This window comes from Saccharothrix longispora (assembly GCF_030852425.1).
Taxonomy (GTDB): Bacteria; Actinomycetota; Actinomycetes; order Mycobacteriales; family Pseudonocardiaceae; genus Actinosynnema; species Actinosynnema longispora.
In genome coordinates, this window is sequence record NZ_NSDM01000012.1 from 295,038 (window position 1) to 314,177 (window position 19,140).

Sequence of the window (19,140 nt, forward strand, 5' to 3'; positions counted from 1 at the left end):
TCGTCCGACCACTTCGGAGGAGGAGACATGGCCTACAACGAATCCCGCGTCACGGTCTGCGGCAACGTGGCGAGCGGCATCGCCCACAGCAAGGCCCGCACCGGCTACAGCAGGGCGAGCTTCCGGCTGTTCACCGCCGAGCGCCGCTGGGACGGCGAGCAGCGGGCCTGGGTCGACGGCGACCAGATGTTCCTGTCGGTCACGTGCTGGCGGGCGCTGGCCGACAACGTGCACGCCTCCCTGGACAAGGGTGATCCGGTGGTGGTCAGCGGCCGGATGACGATCAAGGAGGTGGAGTGGGAGGGCAAGCCGCGGCAGGTCCTCGACATCGAGGCCACCTCGGTCGGCCCCAACCTCGCCCTGTGCACGTCGATCACCACGCGCCCGCGACGGACACCCGGAGTCGTCGGGGCACGGGCCGCGCCGGAGCCGGAGCGGCCGGAACCCGCGCCCGTGGCCGCCGAGGCACCCGCCCTGCCGAAGGCGCGCAGGTCGGGCGGGGCGGCGGCGGTCCGGGAGGGCGAGCCGGCGCTGGTGCGGGCGGACGACACCGCACGTCCGAAGGAGGTGGCCGAAGCGCCGCTCTGAACCAATCGGGCCACGAAACCTTCCCAAGACCCGATCGCGGCGGAGAATGCCCGGGCAGTCGTCGCCGTTGCGAGCGTGGAGGAGGGAGGTCGTGGGTCGGCGCCAGGGGCGTGACCCGCGCGCAGGCATCGGGGGTTGACACCGCTACGAGTTCGCGCATCCGACCGGACGTGCTGGTCGCAGGGTCGCGCCTGAGCGGCTGAAGGGCCGTGTGACAGGTGTGGGTGACCCACGTTCGCGTTAACTCTGCGTTGTCCCCGCGTCGTTGCCGGCGTCCGAGGTTAGGGCCCGATCGGCACCGCTCTACGATCGCGGGCATGGCCGAGTTCATCTACACCATGAAGAAGGTGCGCAAGGCGCACGGGGACAAGGTCATCCTTGATGACGTCACGATCATGTTCTACCCCGGTGCGAAGATCGGCTTGGTCGGCCCGAACGGCGCCGGCAAGTCGAGCGTGCTGAAGATCATGGCCGGCCTGGACACCCCGGGCAACGGCGAGGCCTACCTGTCGCCGGGCTACTCGGTGGGCATCCTCCAGCAGGAGCCGGCGCTCAACGAGGACAAGACCGTCCTGGGCAACGTCCAGGAGGGCCTGGGCGAGATCAAGGTGAAGCTCGACCGCTACAACGAGATCGCCGAGAAGATGGCCGTCGACTACTCCGACGAGCTGATGGAGGAGATGGGGCAGCTCCAGGAGGAGCTGGAGCACGCCGACGCGTGGGACCTCGACTCCCAGCTGGAGCAGGCGATGGACGCCCTCCGCTGCCCGCCGCCCGACGCCGACGTCAAGGTGCTGTCCGGTGGTGAGCGCCGCCGGGTGGCGCTGTGCAAGCTGCTGCTCAGCAAGCCCGACCTGCTGCTGCTCGACGAGCCCACCAACCACCTGGACGCGGAGAGCGTCCTGTGGCTGGAGCAGCACCTCGCGCAGTACCAGGGCGCCGTCCTGGCGGTCACCCACGACCGGTACTTCCTCGACAACCTGTCCCAGTGGATCCTGGAGCTCGAACGCGGTCGGGCCCACGTCTACGAGGGCAACTACTCCACGTACCTGGAGAAGAAGGCCGAGCGCCTGGCGGTCCAGGGCAAGAAGGACCAGAAGCTCCAGAAGCGGCTGAAGGACGAGCTGGACTGGGTCCGGTCGGGCGCCAAGGCCCGCCAGGCCAAGTCCAAGGCCCGCCTCGGCCGCTACGAGGAGATGGCCGCGGAGGCGGAGAAGACCCGCAAGCTCGACTTCGAGGAGATCCAGATCCCGCCGGGCCCGCGTCTGGGCAGCGTCGTGGTCGAGGTCAACAACCTCAAGAAGGGCTTCGGCGACCGGGTGCTGATCGACGGCCTGTCGTTCAGCCTGCCCCGCAACGGCATCGTCGGCGTGATCGGTCCGAACGGCGTGGGCAAGACGACGCTGTTCAAGACCATCGTCGGGCTGGAGAAGGCCGACGCGGGCGAGGTCAGGATCGGCGAGACGGTCAAGCTCTCCTACGTCGACCAGAACCGCGGCGGGCTGGACCCGAAGAAGAACGTGTGGGAGGTCGTCTCCGACGGTCTCGACTACATCCACGTCGGCAGCGTCGAGATGCCGTCGCGGGCGTACGTCAGCGCGTTCGGCTTCAAGGGCCCCGACCAGCAGAAGCCGGCGGGCGTGCTCTCCGGTGGCGAGCGCAACCGGCTGAACCTGGCGCTGACCCTCAAGGAGGGCGGCAACCTGATCCTGCTGGACGAGCCGACGAACGACCTGGACGTCGAGACCCTCGGGTCGCTGGAGAACGCCCTGGAGCAGTTCCCCGGCTGCGCCGTGGTCATCTCGCACGACCGGTGGTTCCTCGACCGCGTCGCCACGCACATCCTCGCGTGGGAGGGCACGGACGAGAACCCGGCGAGCTGGTACTGGTTCGAGGGCAACTTCGAGGGGTACGAGAAGAACAAGATCGAGCGACTCGGTGCGGACGCGGCTCGTCCGCACCGCGTGACCTACCGCAAGCTCACAAGGGACTGAGGGCCGGGTACGACACGTGGCGGCGAGGGGCGAGGCGCAGGCGGACGTCGAGGTGAGCACGCTGGTCGTGCCCGCCTGGCGGCTGCGTTGGCGGGCACCGGAGCTCGCTCTGGTGCTGGGCGAACGCGCCGTCGCCCTCGCCTCCACCCGGCGCGACGAGGTCGACAGGTTGCGCGCGGAGGCCCTCGTGGTCTTCGCGAGCAACCGCATGGGCCGCGGCGTGAAGACCGCCGACCGGGCGCTCGACGCCCTGAAGGCGGCCGAGGCCGCGGCCCAGCACGAGACGGCCTGGCGGCTGCGGGTCGAACTGGCGGACAGCGCCAGGTCGGTCGGCGCGCCGCTGACCGGCTTCGCGGCCGTGCGGCCGGTCCTGGAGGCGGACGGCGTTCCGGCGGGTCTGCGCGCCGGTGCGCTGGTGCAGGCCGCCGAGTGCCTGGTCTCGGTCGGCAGGGGACCGGCGCTGGGTCGGGCGCTGGACGAGGCGGACCGCCTCTACCAGGCCGACCCGGTGCTCGACCACGACACGACTTTGCTGCACCGCGGCCTGCTCCGGGCCGTCGCGGCGGGCCGTCACCGCCGCTGGGGCGACCTGGCGGCGGCTGTCGAGGCGTGCCGGGAGGGCCTGTCCTTCCTGGCGGGTCTCCAGGACCCCGAGTCCGACAACGGCCAGGTGAGCGGCAGGCTCAGCGTCGAGCTGGTCTGCGCCCTGCTCGACTCGGGCAAGCCGGGCGAGGCGTCCGAGGTCGGCACCCCGCTGCTGGAACGCCCCGTGCGCGCCCCGTCGGCCACCGCCGCGGGTTGGCTGAGGCTGGCGCTCGCGACCCGCGTCCACCTGCCCGCCGGCCGGGTCGCCCTGGCCCGCGACCTGCTGCGCGACGTGGCCGACAGCGCCGAGCGCCACCAGCTCGACACCCTGCTGGCGGAGAGCCTCCTGGCGCTGGCCCACGTCCACGAGGTCGCCGGCAACCTGACCGACGCCCTGACCGACCTGCGGTCCGCGCACGCCGCCGAACGCAGGCGCGCCCGAGCCGTCTACGCCGTGCGGGCCAGGCTCGCCGCGGAGTTCTCGGGTGTCCACCGCCACCCGGCCGGCGGACTGCACGACGACCTGATCGCCCTCCTCGACGCGGGCAGCACCGCCACCACCGCACCGCCCGCGGCACCCGCGGACGCGAACCTGACCCCGGAGGCCAGGCAGCAGCTGCGCCAGTGGCGCCCGGTCCAGGTGCACCGCAACGAGGGCATGCGCGTGAAGCGCTCCCGCCGGGCCGCCGAGGACATGACGGTGGACGGCATCTCGGCGGCGAGGGCCCACGCCGCCGACCGCTGGCGCCTGGTCCAGCCCTTCGGCACGGACGAGCCCGACCACACCCCGAGCACCAGCGCCCCGGCCGCCGACGCCCAGGCCAGGGGAACCCAGACCGCCGGAACCCAGGCCGCCGAGGCTCCGGTCGGCGGCGCTCCGGGCGCCGATGCCTCAGTTGCCCACGCTCCAGGCACCGACGCTCCAGGCAGCGGCACCTCGGGCACCGGCGGCTCGCCGGCAGCGCTCCAGGCCAACGCACATCAGGCCAACGCACATCAGGCTGCCGCGCTCCGGATCGACACGCCTCAGACCGTTGCAGCCCGGACCGGCGCGTTCCCACCCGCCGCGCCGACTGGGGGCGCGCCGACTCCTGCTGGGCCGATCCCTGCCGCGCAGGCCTCGGCCGAGCAGCCACCCGCGAGCCAGCCACCCACGAGCCAGCCGCCCTTCGGGCAGCAGTTCGCGAGCCGTCCGCCCGGCAACCCGCCGCAGTTCGGCAACGCACCGCAGGCCGAACAGCCGGGCGGACGACGCCGGGCACCCGACCCACCCCCGCAGCAGCCGACGCAAGGCCGTCCCGAGCACGCCAGAAGCGGCCAGGCCAAGCCCATCGCACCAACCGCCCTCTCCCAACCCCCCATTCCTCCAGGCGGCTTGGCACAAGGCCCCACCACTCCTCCCGGCGATCGGCTTCCGGGTCCTCTGCCCGGCATGCCCCTGCCGGTGTTCCCCACCCCGCCCGTTCCGCCGGCCTCGGCTGCCTTCCCCGCGCCGCCCGTCTTCCCGCCCGCGCCGGACGTGCCCGTCAGCCTCGACCCGTCCGCGATGTCGAGCGCCGAGAGCCGTCCGCGCGTCGAACCGGAATCCGTGGTCGAGAAGACCGCGTTGATCCCACGCATCCCGGCTGAGCCCTCGCCGACCTCCGAGCCGGTCGTCGAGGCCGGCCCTCCTGGTGCGGCGGGCGAGGACGGGGAAGGGGGGCGGAGCGTTCCCGCTGCCGGGTTGATCGCTGCCGCCGGCGCCATGCGCAGCGGGCGGCGGCGTGCTCGGGAGGCTTCCGAGGAGGAGGCCGAGCGGGACGCCGGGGAGTCGAACGTGCTCGACAACCTCAAGGCCGCCGGGCTGCTCGACCCGCAGCGTGCCGGTGGGCGGCGTCGGGCTCCCGAAGTCGAAGCCGCCGAAATCGAGGCCGCGCAGGTTGAAGCAGCACAGGTCGAAGCGCCTGAGGCGCCGGGAACTCCTGGGGCACCGGGAACTCCCGAGGCGGTGCGGGCGGTCGGGACCTCCGAGGGCGAGACGGTGAAGTGGAAGGTCGAGGCCCCCGCCCGGCTGCGCGCGGACGGGCCTGCCGCCGACGAGCCTGCTGTTGACGAGCCCGCCGTTGACGAGCCCGCCGCCGATGAGTCGGTTGCCGACGAGCCCGTCGCAGACGAGCCCGTCGTGGACGAACCGGTCCTCGACCCGCCGGTCGGGGACGTCGACATGTTCGGCTCTCCGACGATGGTGCAGCCCGCCATCCGGGATGATGTCCCGCCTGTCGGACTCGGTGCCGCATTTGCGAAGGGGCCGCTCATCCCCACGGCACGGGTACCCGACCCGCCGGATTTCCCGGCGTCCGCCGTGGACGCGTTCCCAATGCCGCCGCTCGGCGTCGACCCGCGTCGGGATGACGTCTCGGTGACACCGGTCCCGAGCAGTCACGAACCGGTTACCGGAACATTCCTGACGAGTGGTGGAACTCACTCCGCCGCGCCGCAGAATTCGTGGCTCGGCGCGGTCGAGCGTGACGGGGTTGCGCCCTCCGCAACGCCTGGCGGGCCGGTGGGGGCGGATGCGGTCCTGGAATCCGACCGATCCGTCGACCTCGGACACCATCAGCCGCAGCCGGTGCCGGTGCCGGTGCCGGTGCCACAGTCGGAGCCAGAGCCGGTGCGCGAGCCGGAGTCGGACCTGGAGCCGAGGTCCGAGCCGGACCCGGAGCCGCTACGGGAGCCGGAGCCCGTCACGCCGCCCGCGCCGGAGCCCGTCACGCCGCCGTCCGTGCCCGAGCCGAGTCAGGTGCCACCGGTGCCCGAACCCGACCAGGTGCCGCCGGTGCCGGTCCCGGAGCCCGTGCCCCCGAAGCCGTCGCCCTCCGGGTTCCTGGGCGCGGCCGACGTGGAGGACGAGGGGCCGGAGCAGCCGTTCGTCACGTCCGTCGTGGTCGGCGGTCGCACGATCGACCTGCCCGCCGTGGTCCAGCCGCCCGTGCTCGAATCGCCCAGTGCCACCCGGGCCGCCCGCGCCGCCCGCCGCCCCAAGGGCGACCTGACCCTCGCGGAGTTGCTGGCCGAGGCGCTGGTGGCCTACGAGGACGCGCGGCGCGAGGGCGACGGGTTCCCGGATGACGAGATGGACGAGGACACCGCGCCGGTCCGGTCCCCGGAGCCCCAACCCCTCCCGGTCGAGCCGCCGCAGGCCGAACGGCCGCCGGTCGGACCTCCGCCGATCGCACCGCCCGGGGTCGAGCCCGTCCCGGACAACGAGACGACCGCACCCATCCGCCGCCTGGACGCACCCCGGTTCGACACCTGGACGCTTCCCGAATCTTGAAATGATTTGAGGTTCTAATAAGGTTTCCCGCGGGTAACAAAGTGGGAAATGCACCGGGCTGCGGTAAAATTCTCACTTTCGCGCAAGTGGTTCGATTCAGTGCGAGGGTTGCGGGTAACGGGTTCGCGCGCGTCTGGTTAAGTGGTGCGCGGACCCGGTACACAGAGGTACCGGATAGCGTGGAGTCGCCTGAACATGACCTCGACTGGAGTCCCGTCCCGATCCGAGCACGCCACCGGCAACGGCGCCGTGGCCCGCACGGCCAGTCCTGAACAGGCCCGTGACGAATTGATCGAACGGGCCGCAGCCAACGCCCCCGAGCTCACCGACCTGATCCGCCTGTACTACCGGCACGTCCCGGCCGAGGAGGTCATCGACGACGACCCGGTGGACCTGGTGGGCGCGGTGCGCTCGAACTACCAGCTCGCCGAGGCCCGCGTGCCCGGGCGCCCCGTGGTGCGGATCATCAACCCGACGCGCGCGCACGACGGGTGGGCGTGCCCCGCCACGGTCGTGCAGGTCGTCACCGACGACATGCCGTACCTGGTCGACTCGGTGGCCTCCGAGCTGACCCGCGGCGGCGTGCAGGTGCAGCGGGTCGTGCACCCCATCGTGGTGGTGCGCCGCGACCTGGTCACGGGCGCCCTGCTGGAGGTCCTGCCGACGGCGGACCCGGCCAAGCCGCCCGCCGACGCGATCGCCGAGTCGTGGATGTGCGTCGAGGTCGACCGGCTCACCGACCCGGACCGGGCGCGCGAGCTGGAGACCAGGCTGCACACCGTGCTCAACGACGTGCGCGAGGTCGTCGAGGACACCGACAAGATGGCCGGCACGGCGCTCCAGCTGGCCGACCAGCTGGAGGCCGACCCGCCGCCGCTGCCGAAGCACGAGGTGTCCGACGGCGCGAACCTGCTGCGCTGGCTGGCCGACGAGCACTTCACGTTCCTCGGCTACCGCCGGTACGAGCTGCTCCACGACGACCCGGCCACGGACGGCGAACCCGCCCTGCGCGCGGTCCTGGCCAGCGGGCTGGGCGTGCTCCGGCAGGACAGCCTCGCGGCGCGCAGCCTCACCGCCGGCCCCGACGCGGGCGCGCAGGCGCTGTCGCCCGAGCTGCTGGTCCTCACCCAGGCCAGCGCCCAGTCGAGCGTCCACCGCTCGGTCTACCCGTACTACGTCGGTGTGAAGACCTTCGACGAGAACGGCGCCGTGACCGGCGAGCACCGGTTCCTCGGCGTCTTCTCCACCACCGCCCTGCACGAGGACGTGCTGGACATCCCGGCCATCGAGCGCCGGGTCCGCGACGTCATCCACCGCGCCGGCTTCCCGCTGCACTCCTACTCGGGGCAGCGGATGCTGGAGGTGATCCAGAACTACCCGCGCACCGAGCTGTTCTCGGTCGACACGGACACGCTCTACCAGACCGTCACGGGCGTCATCGCGCTCGCCGAGCGCCGCAGGCTGCGCCTCTTCCTGCGCCGCGACCCGTACGGCCGCTTCTACTCCTGCCTGGTCTACCTGCCGCGCGACCGCTACACCACGACGTCGCGCCTGGCCATGCAGGAAGTGCTGATCGACCAGCTCGGCGGCCTGAACCTGGAGTACAGCGCCCGCGTCGGCGAGTCGGCGCTGGCGCGCGTGCACTTCACCGTGCACACCGACCCCAAGAGCCTGGTCGAGCCCGACACCGGGTACATCCAGCAGTTGCTGGCCGAGGCCGTGCGGTCCTGGGACGACCGCATGGTCGAGGCCGTGCTGGACGACCAGGGGCAGGGGCTGGGCGCCGAGTCGTCGTCGGAGCAGGGCCAGCGGTTCGCCGCGGCCTTCCCGGAGGCCTACAAGGAGGACTTCACCGCGACCGAGGGCCTGGCGGACTTCCGGCGCATCGAGGCGCTCAAGCCGGGCGACCTGGACATGGTGTTCTACGTGCCGCGCGCCGCCGAGGCCGGTGAGCGGCGGTTCAAGCTGTTCCTGGTCGGCGCCCGGATCACGCTGTCCGACGTGCTGCCGATGCTCCAGCGCATGGGCGTGGTCGTGGTCGACGAACGCCCCTACCAGCTGGTCCGCGAGGACGGCGCCGAGTGCTGGATCTACGACTTCGGCCTGCGCATCGACCAGGGCGTGCTGGACAAGCTGTCCGGCGACGACCTGGAGTCGGTGCAGACGCGGTTCCAGGAGGCGTTCGCGGCGGCGTGGCGCGGCGAGGCCGAGGTGGACGGCTTCAACACCCTCGTGCTGAAGGCCGGCATCACCTGGCAGCAGGCCGCGATGCTGCGCGCCTACGCCAAGTACCTGCGCCAGGCGGGCACCCCGTACAGCCAGGACTACATCGAGGACGCCGTCCTCGCGCACACCGACGTCGCCAAGGCCGTGGTGGAGCTGTTCGAGGCCCGGTTCGACCCGGGCCTGACCGAGGAGCAGCGCGACAGCCGCACCGAGCACCTGGCGTCCGGGATCACGGCGCTCATCGACGACGTGACCAGCCTGGACGCCGACCGCATCCTGCGCAGCCTGCTGACCCTGGTGCAGGCGACGCTGCGCACGAACTACTTCGTGCGCGACGCCGGTGGCAACCCCCGCGCCTACCTGGCGGTGAAGCTGGACCCGCGGGCCATCCCGGACCTGCCGCAGCCGCGTCCCCGCTTCGAGATCTTCGTGTACTCGCCGCGCGTCGAGGGCGTGCACCTGCGGTTCGGGCCGGTGGCCCGCGGCGGCCTGCGCTGGTCCGACCGGCGCGAGGACTTCCGCACCGAGATCCTGGGCCTGGTCAAGGCGCAGGCGGTGAAGAACGCGGTGATCGTGCCGGTCGGCGCGAAGGGCGGCTTCGTCGTGAAGCGCCCGCCCGCCGGGACGGGCGACCAGGGCCTGGACCGCGAGGCGTTCCTGGCCGAGGGCATCGCGTGCTACCGCATGTTCATCTCCGGCCTGCTGGACCTGACCGACAACCTGAACTCCGGCACCGTCGTCCCGGCGCCGCAGGTCGTCCGGCACGACGGCGACGACACCTACCTGGTGGTCGCCGCCGACAAGGGCACGGCGCAGTTCTCCGACATCGCGAACGAGGTGTCGGCGTCCTACGGCTTCTGGCTGGGCGACGCGTTCGCCTCCGGCGGCTCGGTCGGCTACGACCACAAGGCCATGGGCATCACCGCCCGGGGCGCGTGGGAGAGCGTGAAGCGGCACTTCCGCGAGCTGGACCTCGACACCCAGTCCGAGGACTTCACCGTCGTCGGCGTCGGCGACATGTCCGGTGACGTGTTCGGCAACGGCATGCTGCTGTCCGAGCACATCCGGCTCGTCGCGGCGTTCGACCACCGGCACGTGTTCATCGACCCGGACCCGGTCGCCGCGACGTCCTACGCCGAGCGCAAGCGGCTGTTCGAGCTGCCGCGCTCGTCGTGGGACGACTACGACCGCTCGCTGATCAGCGCGGGCGGCGGCGTGTGGCCGCGCACCGCGAAGTCGATCCCGGTCAGCGAGCAGGCCCGCGTCGCCCTGGGACTGCCCGAGGAGGTGACGAAGCTGTCGCCGCAGGAGCTGATGAGGGCGATCCTGGTGGCCCCGGTCGACCTGCTGTGGAACGGCGGCATCGGCACCTACGTGAAGGCGGGCGTCGAGTCGCACGCCGAGGTCGGCGACAAGGCCAACGACGCGATCCGCGTCAACGGCGCCGACCTGCGGGTGAGGGTCGTCGGCGAGGGCGGCAACCTGGGCCTGACCCAGCGCGGCCGCATCGAGTTCGCCCGTTCCGGTGGACGTGACGGGCAGGGCGGCAAGGTCAACACCGACGCCCTGGACAACTCGGCGGGCGTGGACTGCTCCGACCACGAGGTCAACATCAAGATCCTGCTCGACGAGCTGGTGCGCGACGGCAGGCTCGACAACGGGCAGCGCAACGAGCTGCTGGGCCAGATGACCGACGAGGTCGGCGAGCTGGTGCTGGCCGACAACTACTCGCAGAACTTCGTGCTGGGGGTGTCCCGGGCGCACGCCGCGCCGATGCTGCCGGTGCACGCGCGGCTCGTCGCGGACCTGGAGCAGCGGGGCGTGCTGGACCGCGCGCTGGAAGCGCTGCCCAGCGCGGCGGAGTTCAAGGCGCTGGAGAAGGCGGGCCAGGGCCTGACCTCGCCGGAGCTGGCCACGCTGCTCGCGCACGTGAAGCTGGCGCTGAAGGAGGAGGTGCTGGCCGGCGACCTGCCCACGGTGGACGTGCTGGCCCGCAAGCTGCCCGCCTACTTCCCGAGCGAGCTGCGCGAGCGGTTCGGCGACGCCGTCGCCGGGCACCCGCTGTCCCGCGAGATCATCACGACGGTGCTCGTCAACGAGGTCGTCGACGGCGGTGGCGTGTCCTACGCCTACCGGTTGGCCGAGGAGATCAGCGCGTCGGCGACGGACGCGGTGCGCGCCTACGCCGTGGTGACGTCGATCTTCGACCTGCCGTCGCTGTGGCGGGAGATCCACGCCCTGGACAACGTGATCGCCACGCACGTCCAGGACGACATGGTGCTGGAGACGCGCCGCCTGCTGGACCGGGCGTCGCGGTGGCTGCTCACCAACCGCCCGCAGCCGTTGCCGGTGGGCTCCACGATCGCCCGCTTCCAGCCGGTGGTGGCCGCGCTGGCGCCGCGCGTGCCGGACATGCTCCAGGGCAACGAGCGGGAGTCGCTGCTCGGGCAGGTCGAACGGCTGGTGTCGCACGGCGTGCCCGAGGACCTGGCCCGCCGGGTCGCCTCGCTGCTGTTCACCTACGGCCTGCTCGACGTGACCGAGGTGGCGGAGCTGGCCGAGCGCGACGAGCGCGAGGAGGGGCGGACCGCCGGGGCCGAGCGGACGCACGAGGAGACGGCCGAGCTGTACTTCGCGCTGTCGGACCACCTCGACGTGGACAAGATGCTCAGCTCGGTGTCCGGCCTGGAGCGCATCAACCGCTGGCACGCGCTGGCGCGGCTGGCGCTGCGGGACGACTTCTACTCGTCGCTGCGGTCGATCACGATCGACGTGCTGCGGTCGGGCGACCCGGGTGACGGCCCGGTGCAGAAGATCGCCGAGTGGGAGCAGGCGAACGCGTCCCGCCTGAGCCGCGCGCGCGCCGCGCTGGAGGAGATCAACCGGGTCAGCAAGCTCGACCTGGCGACGCTGTCGGTGGCCGCGAGGCAGGTCCGCAGCATGATCCGCTGACGACGCGACCCGCTGACGACGGGGGCGCCGCGGGACCTCCCCGCGGCGCCCCCGTCGTCGGTCGGTGTCAGCCCAGCAGCCACGGCCCGGTGTAGTTCAGGTCGTACGGCATGTCCGCGGGCGTGCCCGCGGCGTCGAAGCAGCGGACGTTGATCCCGCTGGTCCCGCTCCAGTGGTCCACCTTGCAGAACTGGCCGTCCCAACCGCCGGACGCCGCCGCGTGGACGTTGCCGGTGGCGAGGTCGGCGTGGGTGAAGCGCAGGGAGTAGGCGCCCGTGCCCAGTCGGGTGGCCGTCGCGCCGCCCGCCGGGACCTCGTGCAGGTAGGACGCGGCGGGCGGGTACGACGCCTCGGTGGGCCGGTGCGCGAGGGCGTAGCCGGACCGGTGCCCGTCGGTGTTGCAGCACCCGCTGAGCCCGAGGGTGTTGGTGCGGTCGGTGAAGGTCAGCGCGAACCGGCTGTCGACCGGCGTGCCGGCCACCGAGTGGCACCGGACGGAGATCGAGATGACGCTCCCCGGTGTGGTCCAGCCGAAGCTGAAGACCGCGCACCGCTCGCCGCCCGACCCGTAGGCCGTCACCTGGGCGTGCCCGCCCCGCACGAGGTGGCCGATGCCCGGCACCAGGACCTCGTAGGTGCCGACGCCCGTGCGGAGGACGGTGTTGGACTCGCCGACCGAGTTGTACTGGTACGTCGGGGTGGGCGTGTACGACGGGCTGGTCGGGTTGCCCGCGAACAGGTAGGCGCCCGGGTAGGTCTGCCCGTACTCCAGGCCGCGCCACTGCGTGACGTTGGTGAAGTTCGCGGTGAACCGGCTGTCGACCGGCGTGCCGGCGTGGGTGGAGCAGCGGACGGTGACGACCTGGTCGTCGCCCGACACGAACCAGTTCCCCACCTTGCACCGGTGCGTGCCGGGGCCGTACGCCGTGGCGTGGGCGACGCCCCCGACCACCCCGAGGCCGGGGAAGCGCACCGCGTAGACGCCTAATCCCGATCGGGTGATCGTGTTGGCGGCGGTCAAGCCGGTGCTGTTCATCTGGTAGGTCGGGTGGGGTGCGTAGGACGCGGCCGTGGGGTTGTCCGCCCACACGTAGCCCGCGCCGCGCACCGGCCCGCTGTCGGCGCTCGCTGAGCCGCCGGTCACGACGGCGGTCAGCGCGATCACGGCGACCACCGCCGAGTTGATGAGTGCCCGCATCCGGTTCCCTTCGTCCTGGTCGAGTCCCGGGATCGTGGCGCACCGCGGCACCGGGCACCAGCGAAGCCGACGGATCATGCGGAAGGGGACGTGGCCGGGGCGGGGGCGCCGGGCGCGTCCCCGCCCCGGCGGGCGCGCTAGTTGCGCCAGGTGTCGTCGAGCGCGGCCGGCGCGGTCGCCGTGCGGTTGCCGCCCGACTCCCACGTGACGTTCCCCGACGCGTCCTTGCGGACGTACTTGTACTGGAACGCCGTGCCGCTCGGCAGCGACACCGACGCCCGCCACGTCGGGTAGGTCGCCGGGGACAGCGCCACCGCGTCGGCCGGGTTCCACGAGCCCAGGGACGGGTGGTCGCCGACCACGAAGACGTTCTGCCCGGTCACGGTCGTCGCGTTCACCGCGAACGACGACGCGCCGGTCGGCGGGGGCGTGGTGCCGCCGGTCGAACCGACGTGGATCGCCAGTGCCTCGCCCGCGCCCAGGGTGGCGGTGAACTGGCCGTTCGAGCCGACCACCACACCGGCGCAGCCCTCCCGCTGCACGTTGCAGTAGGTGCCGGCGGGCAGGGACGTCTGGAACGTCCGGGTCAGCGACGAGCCCTCCCGGTTGATCGCGACGAAGCCCTTGTTCCCGCGCCCGAACGCGATGGCGTCACCGCCGTTGTCCCACCAGTTCACCACCGCCGTGCCGGCCACGGTGTTGCGGAACGGCACCATGTTCGCGATCTGCGTCCACCGGTGCTGGCACTTCCAGCCGCCGGTGTAGCACTCCGAGCCGCCGGGCGGGCCCGCGTCGTGGTCGGAGAACTCGTAGCCGGAGTACACATTCGGGGCGCCGTAGGGCCAGGCCAGCATGAAGACGTTGGCCAGCGTGTAGGTCGACCCGTCCTTGTAGGTCAGGGTGGAGCCGTTGCGCTCGGTGTCCCAGTTGTCGACGAACGACCGCGCCCGGTTGCCGGGCAGGAACCCCCAGGACTGGCCGAACGTGCTCAGGTACGCCAGGTTCTCGTTGGCGAAGATCCGCTTGATGTCGTAGGCGTAGCGGAACTCGTCCACGTCGCCCGACCCGGTGTACTCGCCCGGCTGCACGGCCTCGCCCGCGCCGTAGATGACCTCGTGCACCCAGAACACGTTCGGGTTGCTCAACCTCGACTTGATCGCCGACAGGTCGGCCGCCGCGATGTGCTTGGCCGCGTCGATGCGGAACCCGTCGACGCCCATCGCGATCAGCCGGTTCAGGTACTCGGCGATCCTGCCGCGCACGTGGTCGCTGCCCGTGTTCAGGTCGGACAGGCTGACCAGCTCGCAGTTCTGCACGTTGTCGCGGTTGCGGTAGTCGGTGATGTTCGTGCGGCAGGAGTGGAAGTCCTGGTCGGCGTAGTAGCCGGGGTAGTTGTACTTGGTGAACGACGAGCCGCCGGTGCCGGTGCCGCCGGAGATGCCCGCCATGTGGTTGACCACCGCGTCCGCGATGACCTTCACGCCGGCCGCGTGGCAGGTGTTGATCATGTTCCGGAACGCGGCCTCGTCGCCGAGGCGACCGGCGATGCGGTAGCTGACCGGCTGGTAGGAGGTCCACCACTGCGGGCCCTGGACGTGCTCGGTGGCGGGGGAGACCTCGACGAACCCGTAGCCCTTGGGGCCCAGGACGTTCGTGCACTCGGTGGCGACCCGGGAGAACGGCCACTGGAACAGGGTGGCGGTGACGTCCTTCGGGCCGGGCGGGGTTGCAAAACTTTGCGGAGCCGACAGGAGGCTCAGCGCGAGCACGGTTATCGCGAGCAGTGCTCGCCGGGATGCGGAAACCACGGTGTCTCCTCGATGGCAGGGTGTGCTCTAGGTCATACCAGCTGCCAGACTTGCTGAAAACACTTGCAAAGTATTTCATTGCCCTCCGGCCGAAGCCGAACCGATCCGGAAGGACTCCCCATGGCTCAGGACTGGTGGCGCGAGGCCGTCATCTACCAGGTGTACGTGCGCAGCTTCGCCGACTCGAACGGCGACGGCGTCGGCGACCTGCCCGGCATCCGCTCCCGGCTGCCCCACCTCGCCGACCTCGGCGTGGACGCGGTGTGGATCACCCCGTTCTACGCCTCCCCGATGGCCGACGGCGGCTACGACGTGGCGGACTACCGCGACGTCGACCCCTCGTTCGGCACCCTCGACGACGCCCGCGCGCTCATCGCCGACGCGCACGACCTGGGCATCCGGGTCATCGTGGACCTCGTCCCCAACCACACCTCCGACCGGCACGAGTGGTTCCAGGAGGCGTTGCGGGCAGGCCCCGGCTCGCCCGAGCGCGCCCGCTACCACTTCCGCGACGGCCTCGGCGAGGGCGGCGCGACCCCGCCGAACGACTGGGAATCGGTGTTCGGCGGCCCCGCGTGGACCAGGGTCCCGGACGGCCAGTGGTACCTGCACCTGTTCGCGCCCGAGCAGCCCGACCTGAACTGGGACCAGGCGGAGGTGCGCGACGAGTTCCTCGACGTGCTGCGGTTCTGGCTCGACCTCGGCGTGGACGGGTTCCGCATCGACGTCGCGCACGGGATGGTCAAGGCCGACGGCCTGCCCGACGTCGGCACCCCGAACCACCTCACGCTGCTGGGCACCGAGGCGCTGCCGTTCTTCGACCAGGACGGCGTGCACGAGATCTACCGCGACTGGCGCAAGGTGCTCGACTCCTACCCCGGTCAGCGGATCGGCGTGGCCGAGGCGTGGACGCCCACCCCCGAGCGCACGGCCCGCTACCTGCGGTCCGACGAGCTGCACCAGGCGTTCAACTTCCACTACCTGACCGCCGACTGGGCCGCCGCCGACCTGCGCGAGGTCATCGACGACTCGCTGGCCGCGATGGCGCCGGTGGCCGCGCCGACGACCTGGGTGCTGTCCAACCACGACGTGCGACGGCACGTCACCCGGTACGGGAGCGTGGCGCGGGCGCGGGCCGCCGCGCTGCTGATGCTCGCGCTGCCCGGCAGCGCGTACGTCTACCAGGGCGAGGAACTGGGCCTGCCGGAGGTTCCGGACCTGCCCGAGGAGGTCCTCCAGGACCCGGTGTGGGAGCGGTCCGGGCACACCGACCGGGGCCGTGACGGCTGCCGCGTTCCCATCCCGTGGACGTCCGACGGCCCGTCGCTGGGCTTCGGCGACGGCGACCCGTGGCTGCCGCAGCCCGCGGACTGGGGGCGGCTGAGCGTGGCGGCCCAGACCGGCGACCCGAATTCGGTGCTGGAGCTGTACCGGTCGGCGCTGGCGGCGCGGCGGGCGCACCCGGACCTCGGCGCGGGCTCCGAAGTGGAGTGGCTGGACGCGCCGGCGGACGTGCTGTCGTTCCGCCGCAACGGTTTCACCTGCGTGGTCAACACCGGTGCGGGGACCGTGCGGCTGCCCGCCGACGGCGAGGTGCTGCTGTCCTCCGCGGGTGTCGCGACCGAAGGCGCGGACCTCCTCGTGCCGCCGGACACGACCGTGTGGCTCACGCGCCCGTAGAGTCACGGGGTGTGACAGCGCGCCTCAGTGACATCGCGAACCAGGCGGGCGTGAGCGAGGCGACCGTGAGCCGGGTGGTCAACGGCAAGCCGGGGGTCTCCTCCGCCACCCGGCAGGCCGTGGTCGCCGCGATGGACGTCCTCGGCTACGAGCGCCCGCCCAGGCTCCGCCAGCGCAGCGCCGGGTTGATCGGGTTGATCACCCCCGAGTTGAACAACCCGATCTTCCCGGCGTTCGCGCAGGTCATCGAACAGGTGTTGACGCGCGACGGCTACACGCCGGTGCTCTGCACGCAGACGCCCGGTGGGTCCACGGAGGACCAGTTGACCGAGATGCTGGTCGACCGGGGCGTCACCGGCATCGTGTTCGTCGCGGGCCTGCACGCCGACACCACGGCCGACATGGACCGGTACGTGAAGCTGGCCGGGCGCGGCGTGCCGTTCGTGATGATCAACGGGTTCACCGACCAGGTGTCCGCGCCGTTCGTGTCGGTCGACTACCGGACCGCCGTGCGACTCGCCGTGTCCCACTTGGTGGAACTCGGGCACGAGAAGGTCGGGCTCGCCGTCGGCCCGCCGCGGTTCGTGCCCGCGCAGCGCATGGTGGAGGGCTTCACGCTCGTCCGCCCGCACGCCTCCGACCTCGTGGAGCACTCCCTGTTCACGGTCGAGGGCGGCCAGGCGGCGACCGGCGCGCTGCTCGACCGGGGGTGCACGGCGATCGTGTGCGGCAGCGACCTGATGGCGTTCGGCGCGATCCGCGCGGCCCGCCACCGGGGCCTGTCCGTGCCCCGCGACGTGTCCGTGGTCGGGTTCGACGACTCGCCGCTGATCGTGTTCGCCGACCCGCCGCTCACCACGATCCGCCAACCGGTCGAGGCGATGGGGCAGGCCGCCGTGCACGCGCTGCTGGAGGAGATCGGCGGCACGCCCGCGCCGCACGCCGAGTTCGTGTTCCAGCCCGAGCTGGTGGTGCGCGGCTCCACGGGCGCGGCCCGCGGCCGGTGAACGTCCCCGCCGCCCGGATGAGGGCGCAGCGGCTCTCGCCGACCCGCTCGACCGGCCCGCCCCCGCCGCCCGCCTGGCGGAGGTCGGCATCCCGCTCGACCCGGCGTCGCAGGCCCCCGCGCACCCGCTCGCGTTCGCCGCGCACTCCGGCGTGCTCCGGCGGGACCTGGACGACACCCACCGGCTGCTGCGCGCCGACCGCGAGCCGCGCCGCGCGGACGACGGCGTGCGCGAGCTGTGGCGGCGCTACCGCCGCGCGTACGGCCCCGCGTGCCGGACGACTTCGCCGCGTGGAGCGGCCTGCCCAAGAGGATGGCCGGGGACCTGCCCGAGGTGGTCGGCGAACCGGCCGCGCCCACCGGCGCGGTGCGGCTGCTCGGCCACTTCGACCCCTACCTGCTCGGCTACCGCGACCGCTGCGCGGTGCTCGACCCGGCGCACGCGCGGCTCGTGCGGACCGGCGGCGGGTTCCTCACCCCGCACGTCGTGGTCGACGGCCGGGTCGTGGCCGTGTGGCGGCGGGTGCGCGGGCGCGTCGGGGTGATCCCGTTCGGCGACCGCCCGGACATCGCGGAGGAGGGCGCTGACCTGGGCCGCTTCCTCGACGTGGACGCCGCCTCAACCCGGCGGTAGCGCCTGGATAGTGTTCCTGCCAGGCATCGACACCGGGAGGCGCGTTCAAGTTGGGTGTGTTCGTCACGGGTGTGCGCCCGCGCTGGTCGGACATGGACGCCTACGGCCACGTCAACCACGCCAACACGGTGACGCTGCTGGAGGAGGCCCGCATCGACCTGCTGTTCACCGAGGCCGCCCGGCACGGCGTGCCGGACATGGCGCGGGGCGTGGTGGTGGCCAGGCTCGTGGTGGACTACCTCGCGCCGCTGGTGTTCACCGGTGACGAGGTCGTGGTGGAGATGTCGGTGCGGGAGCTGAAGGCCGCCTCGTTCACCCTCGACTACAGCGTGCGGGACGGCAAGCAGGAGGGCAGCGCCGTCGTCACGACCGCTGAGACCCTGATGGTCCCGTACAACTTGACGGCCGGGCGCCCCCGCCGTCTCCTCGAAGCCGAGCGCGACTTCCTCGCGGGCTGGCGTGCCGGAGGTAATGGTGCCTGAACTGGTCTTCACCGATCCCGCCGAGCGGGACGACCTCGGCGCGTTCGTCGCCCGCGCCGTGCGCCTGGACCCCCAGTCCGTGGTGCGGCTGCGCAACCGGGAGTCCGGCGACCTGCTGGACGCCTGGGTGGCGACCCCGTTCGACGCGCTGGCCACCCGCACGGTGGCCGGCCGGGTGACCCCCGCCGACGTGACGGTGTCCGCGACCGACCTGCTCACCGGCCTGGCCGTGGTGCGCGACGCCACCGTCGACCCCGGTCCGGCCCGGGACATGATGTGGCGCTCCGCGCTGCCGCCCGCGACCGGCTGGCTGGCCGTGGACCGGCTGCCCGGCAGCGTGGTGTCCGACCTCGCCGAGAAGGGCGTGGCGGTGGCGCGCGAGAACGCCGGGCCGCGAGGCAACCCGCCCGCGTCGCTGCTCGACCAGACCGTGCTCACGGTCAGCGGCTCCGGCCTGGACGTCAAGGTGCCCATGCGGTGCCTGTTCGCGCTGTCCGGCATGGGCTTCCTCGGCGGCGACGACGTGCGGATCACCGCCACCGACTCGTGGCTGCGCATCGACGCCCGCTTCGGCGCGGTGGTCCGCCGCCGTCACTCCATGCTCCCCCTGCTGGTCTGATCCCACTCACGTTCGAGTGCCCTTTCGGGGTCAGCCGACTACTTTGGGTGGTCGA

Annotated in this window: 10 protein-coding genes and 1 pseudogene; 9 read left to right on the forward strand and 2 right to left on the reverse strand. The window is 72.3% G+C overall.

All coding sequences use genetic code 11. The features are described 5' to 3' along the window. The first annotated feature begins 27 nt into the window (after positions 1–27). The 4 genes from CKY47_RS26875 (at position 28) to CKY47_RS26890 (ending at position 11,658) form a co-directional block, all read left to right on the forward strand. A complete protein-coding gene (locus CKY47_RS26875) occupies positions 28–588 on the forward strand; it encodes a single-stranded DNA-binding protein (protein ID WP_306749028.1) in 561 nt (186 codons plus the stop codon). A gap of 317 nt (positions 589–905) precedes the next feature. Next, the gene (gene ettA, locus CKY47_RS26880) at positions 906–2,582 is read left to right on the forward strand and encodes an energy-dependent translational throttle protein EttA (protein WP_306749029.1); all 1,677 of its coding nucleotides are present in this window, start codon (positions 906–908) and stop codon (positions 2,580–2,582) included. A gap of 16 nt (positions 2,583–2,598) precedes the next feature. Continuing rightward, positions 2,599–6,480 carry a hypothetical protein gene (locus tag CKY47_RS26885; protein ID WP_306749030.1) on the forward strand — a complete coding sequence of 1,294 codons (3,882 nt, stop codon included), beginning with the start codon at positions 2,599–2,601 and terminating at the stop codon, positions 6,478–6,480. A gap of 195 nt (positions 6,481–6,675) precedes the next feature. Next, positions 6,676–11,658 carry an NAD-glutamate dehydrogenase gene (locus CKY47_RS26890; RefSeq protein WP_306749031.1) on the forward strand — a complete coding sequence of 1,661 codons (4,983 nt, stop codon included), beginning with the start codon at positions 6,676–6,678 and terminating at the stop codon, positions 11,656–11,658. A 67-nt stretch (positions 11,659–11,725) separates the two neighbouring features. Here the strand turns inward: CKY47_RS26890 and CKY47_RS26895 are convergent, their stop codons facing one another. Both CKY47_RS26895 and CKY47_RS26900 read right to left on the reverse strand, forming a co-directional pair. Beyond that, entirely contained in the window at positions 11,726–12,856 is a 1,131-nt protein-coding gene (locus tag CKY47_RS26895) for a hypothetical protein (RefSeq protein WP_306749032.1), read from the reverse strand. A gap of 137 nt (positions 12,857–12,993) precedes the next feature. Next, the gene (locus CKY47_RS26900; protein ID WP_306749033.1) at positions 12,994–14,664 is read right to left on the reverse strand and encodes a carbohydrate-binding module family 20 domain-containing protein; all 1,671 of its coding nucleotides are present in this window, start codon (positions 14,662–14,664) and stop codon (positions 12,994–12,996) included. Between the two features lie 120 nt (positions 14,665–14,784). Between CKY47_RS26900 and CKY47_RS26905 the strand changes: the two genes are divergently transcribed. The 5 genes and pseudogenes from CKY47_RS26905 to CKY47_RS26925 all read left to right on the forward strand — a co-directional run bounded on the left by CKY47_RS26905 (position 14,785) and on the right by CKY47_RS26925 (position 19,085). Continuing rightward, positions 14,785–16,344, forward strand: coding sequence for a glycoside hydrolase family 13 protein (locus tag CKY47_RS26905; RefSeq protein ID WP_306749034.1), 1,560 nt, complete (start codon positions 14,785–14,787; stop codon positions 16,342–16,344). 11 nt (positions 16,345–16,355) lie between these two features. Next, entirely contained in the window at positions 16,356–17,351 is a 996-nt protein-coding gene (locus CKY47_RS26910) for a LacI family DNA-binding transcriptional regulator (RefSeq protein ID WP_306749035.1), read from the forward strand. A gap of 144 nt (positions 17,352–17,495) precedes the next feature. Then, a pseudogene (locus tag CKY47_RS26915) lies at positions 17,496–17,984 on the forward strand (DNA glycosylase AlkZ-like family protein); the annotation flags it as partial. Positions 17,985–18,034: 50 nt separating this feature from the next. After that, positions 18,035–18,466 (forward strand): acyl-CoA thioesterase, encoded by a 432-nt coding sequence (locus CKY47_RS26920; protein WP_306749037.1) that lies wholly within the window; start codon positions 18,035–18,037, stop codon positions 18,464–18,466. After that, on the forward strand, positions 18,459–19,085 hold the full coding sequence (locus CKY47_RS26925) for a DUF8010 domain-containing protein (RefSeq protein ID WP_306749039.1): 627 nt from the start codon (positions 18,459–18,461) through the stop codon (positions 19,083–19,085). The genes CKY47_RS26920 and CKY47_RS26925 overlap by 8 nt, the downstream gene beginning before the upstream one ends. Positions 19,086–19,140 lie beyond the last annotated feature (55 nt).

Coding starts and splice junctions, on each gene's coding strand:
- CKY47_RS26875 (WP_306749028.1), top strand. CDS start 28: ATGGCCTACAACGAATCCCGCGTCACGGTCTGCGGCAACGTGGCGAGC.
- ettA (WP_306749029.1), top strand. CDS start 906: ATGGCCGAGTTCATCTACACCATGAAGAAGGTGCGCAAGGCGCACGGG.
- CKY47_RS26890 (WP_306749031.1), top strand. CDS start 6,676: ATGACCTCGACTGGAGTCCCGTCCCGATCCGAGCACGCCACCGGCAAC.
- CKY47_RS26895 (WP_306749032.1), bottom strand. CDS start 12,856: ATGCGGGCACTCATCAACTCGGCGGTGGTCGCCGTGATCGCGCTGACC.
- CKY47_RS26905 (WP_306749034.1), top strand. CDS start 14,785: ATGGCTCAGGACTGGTGGCGCGAGGCCGTCATCTACCAGGTGTACGTG.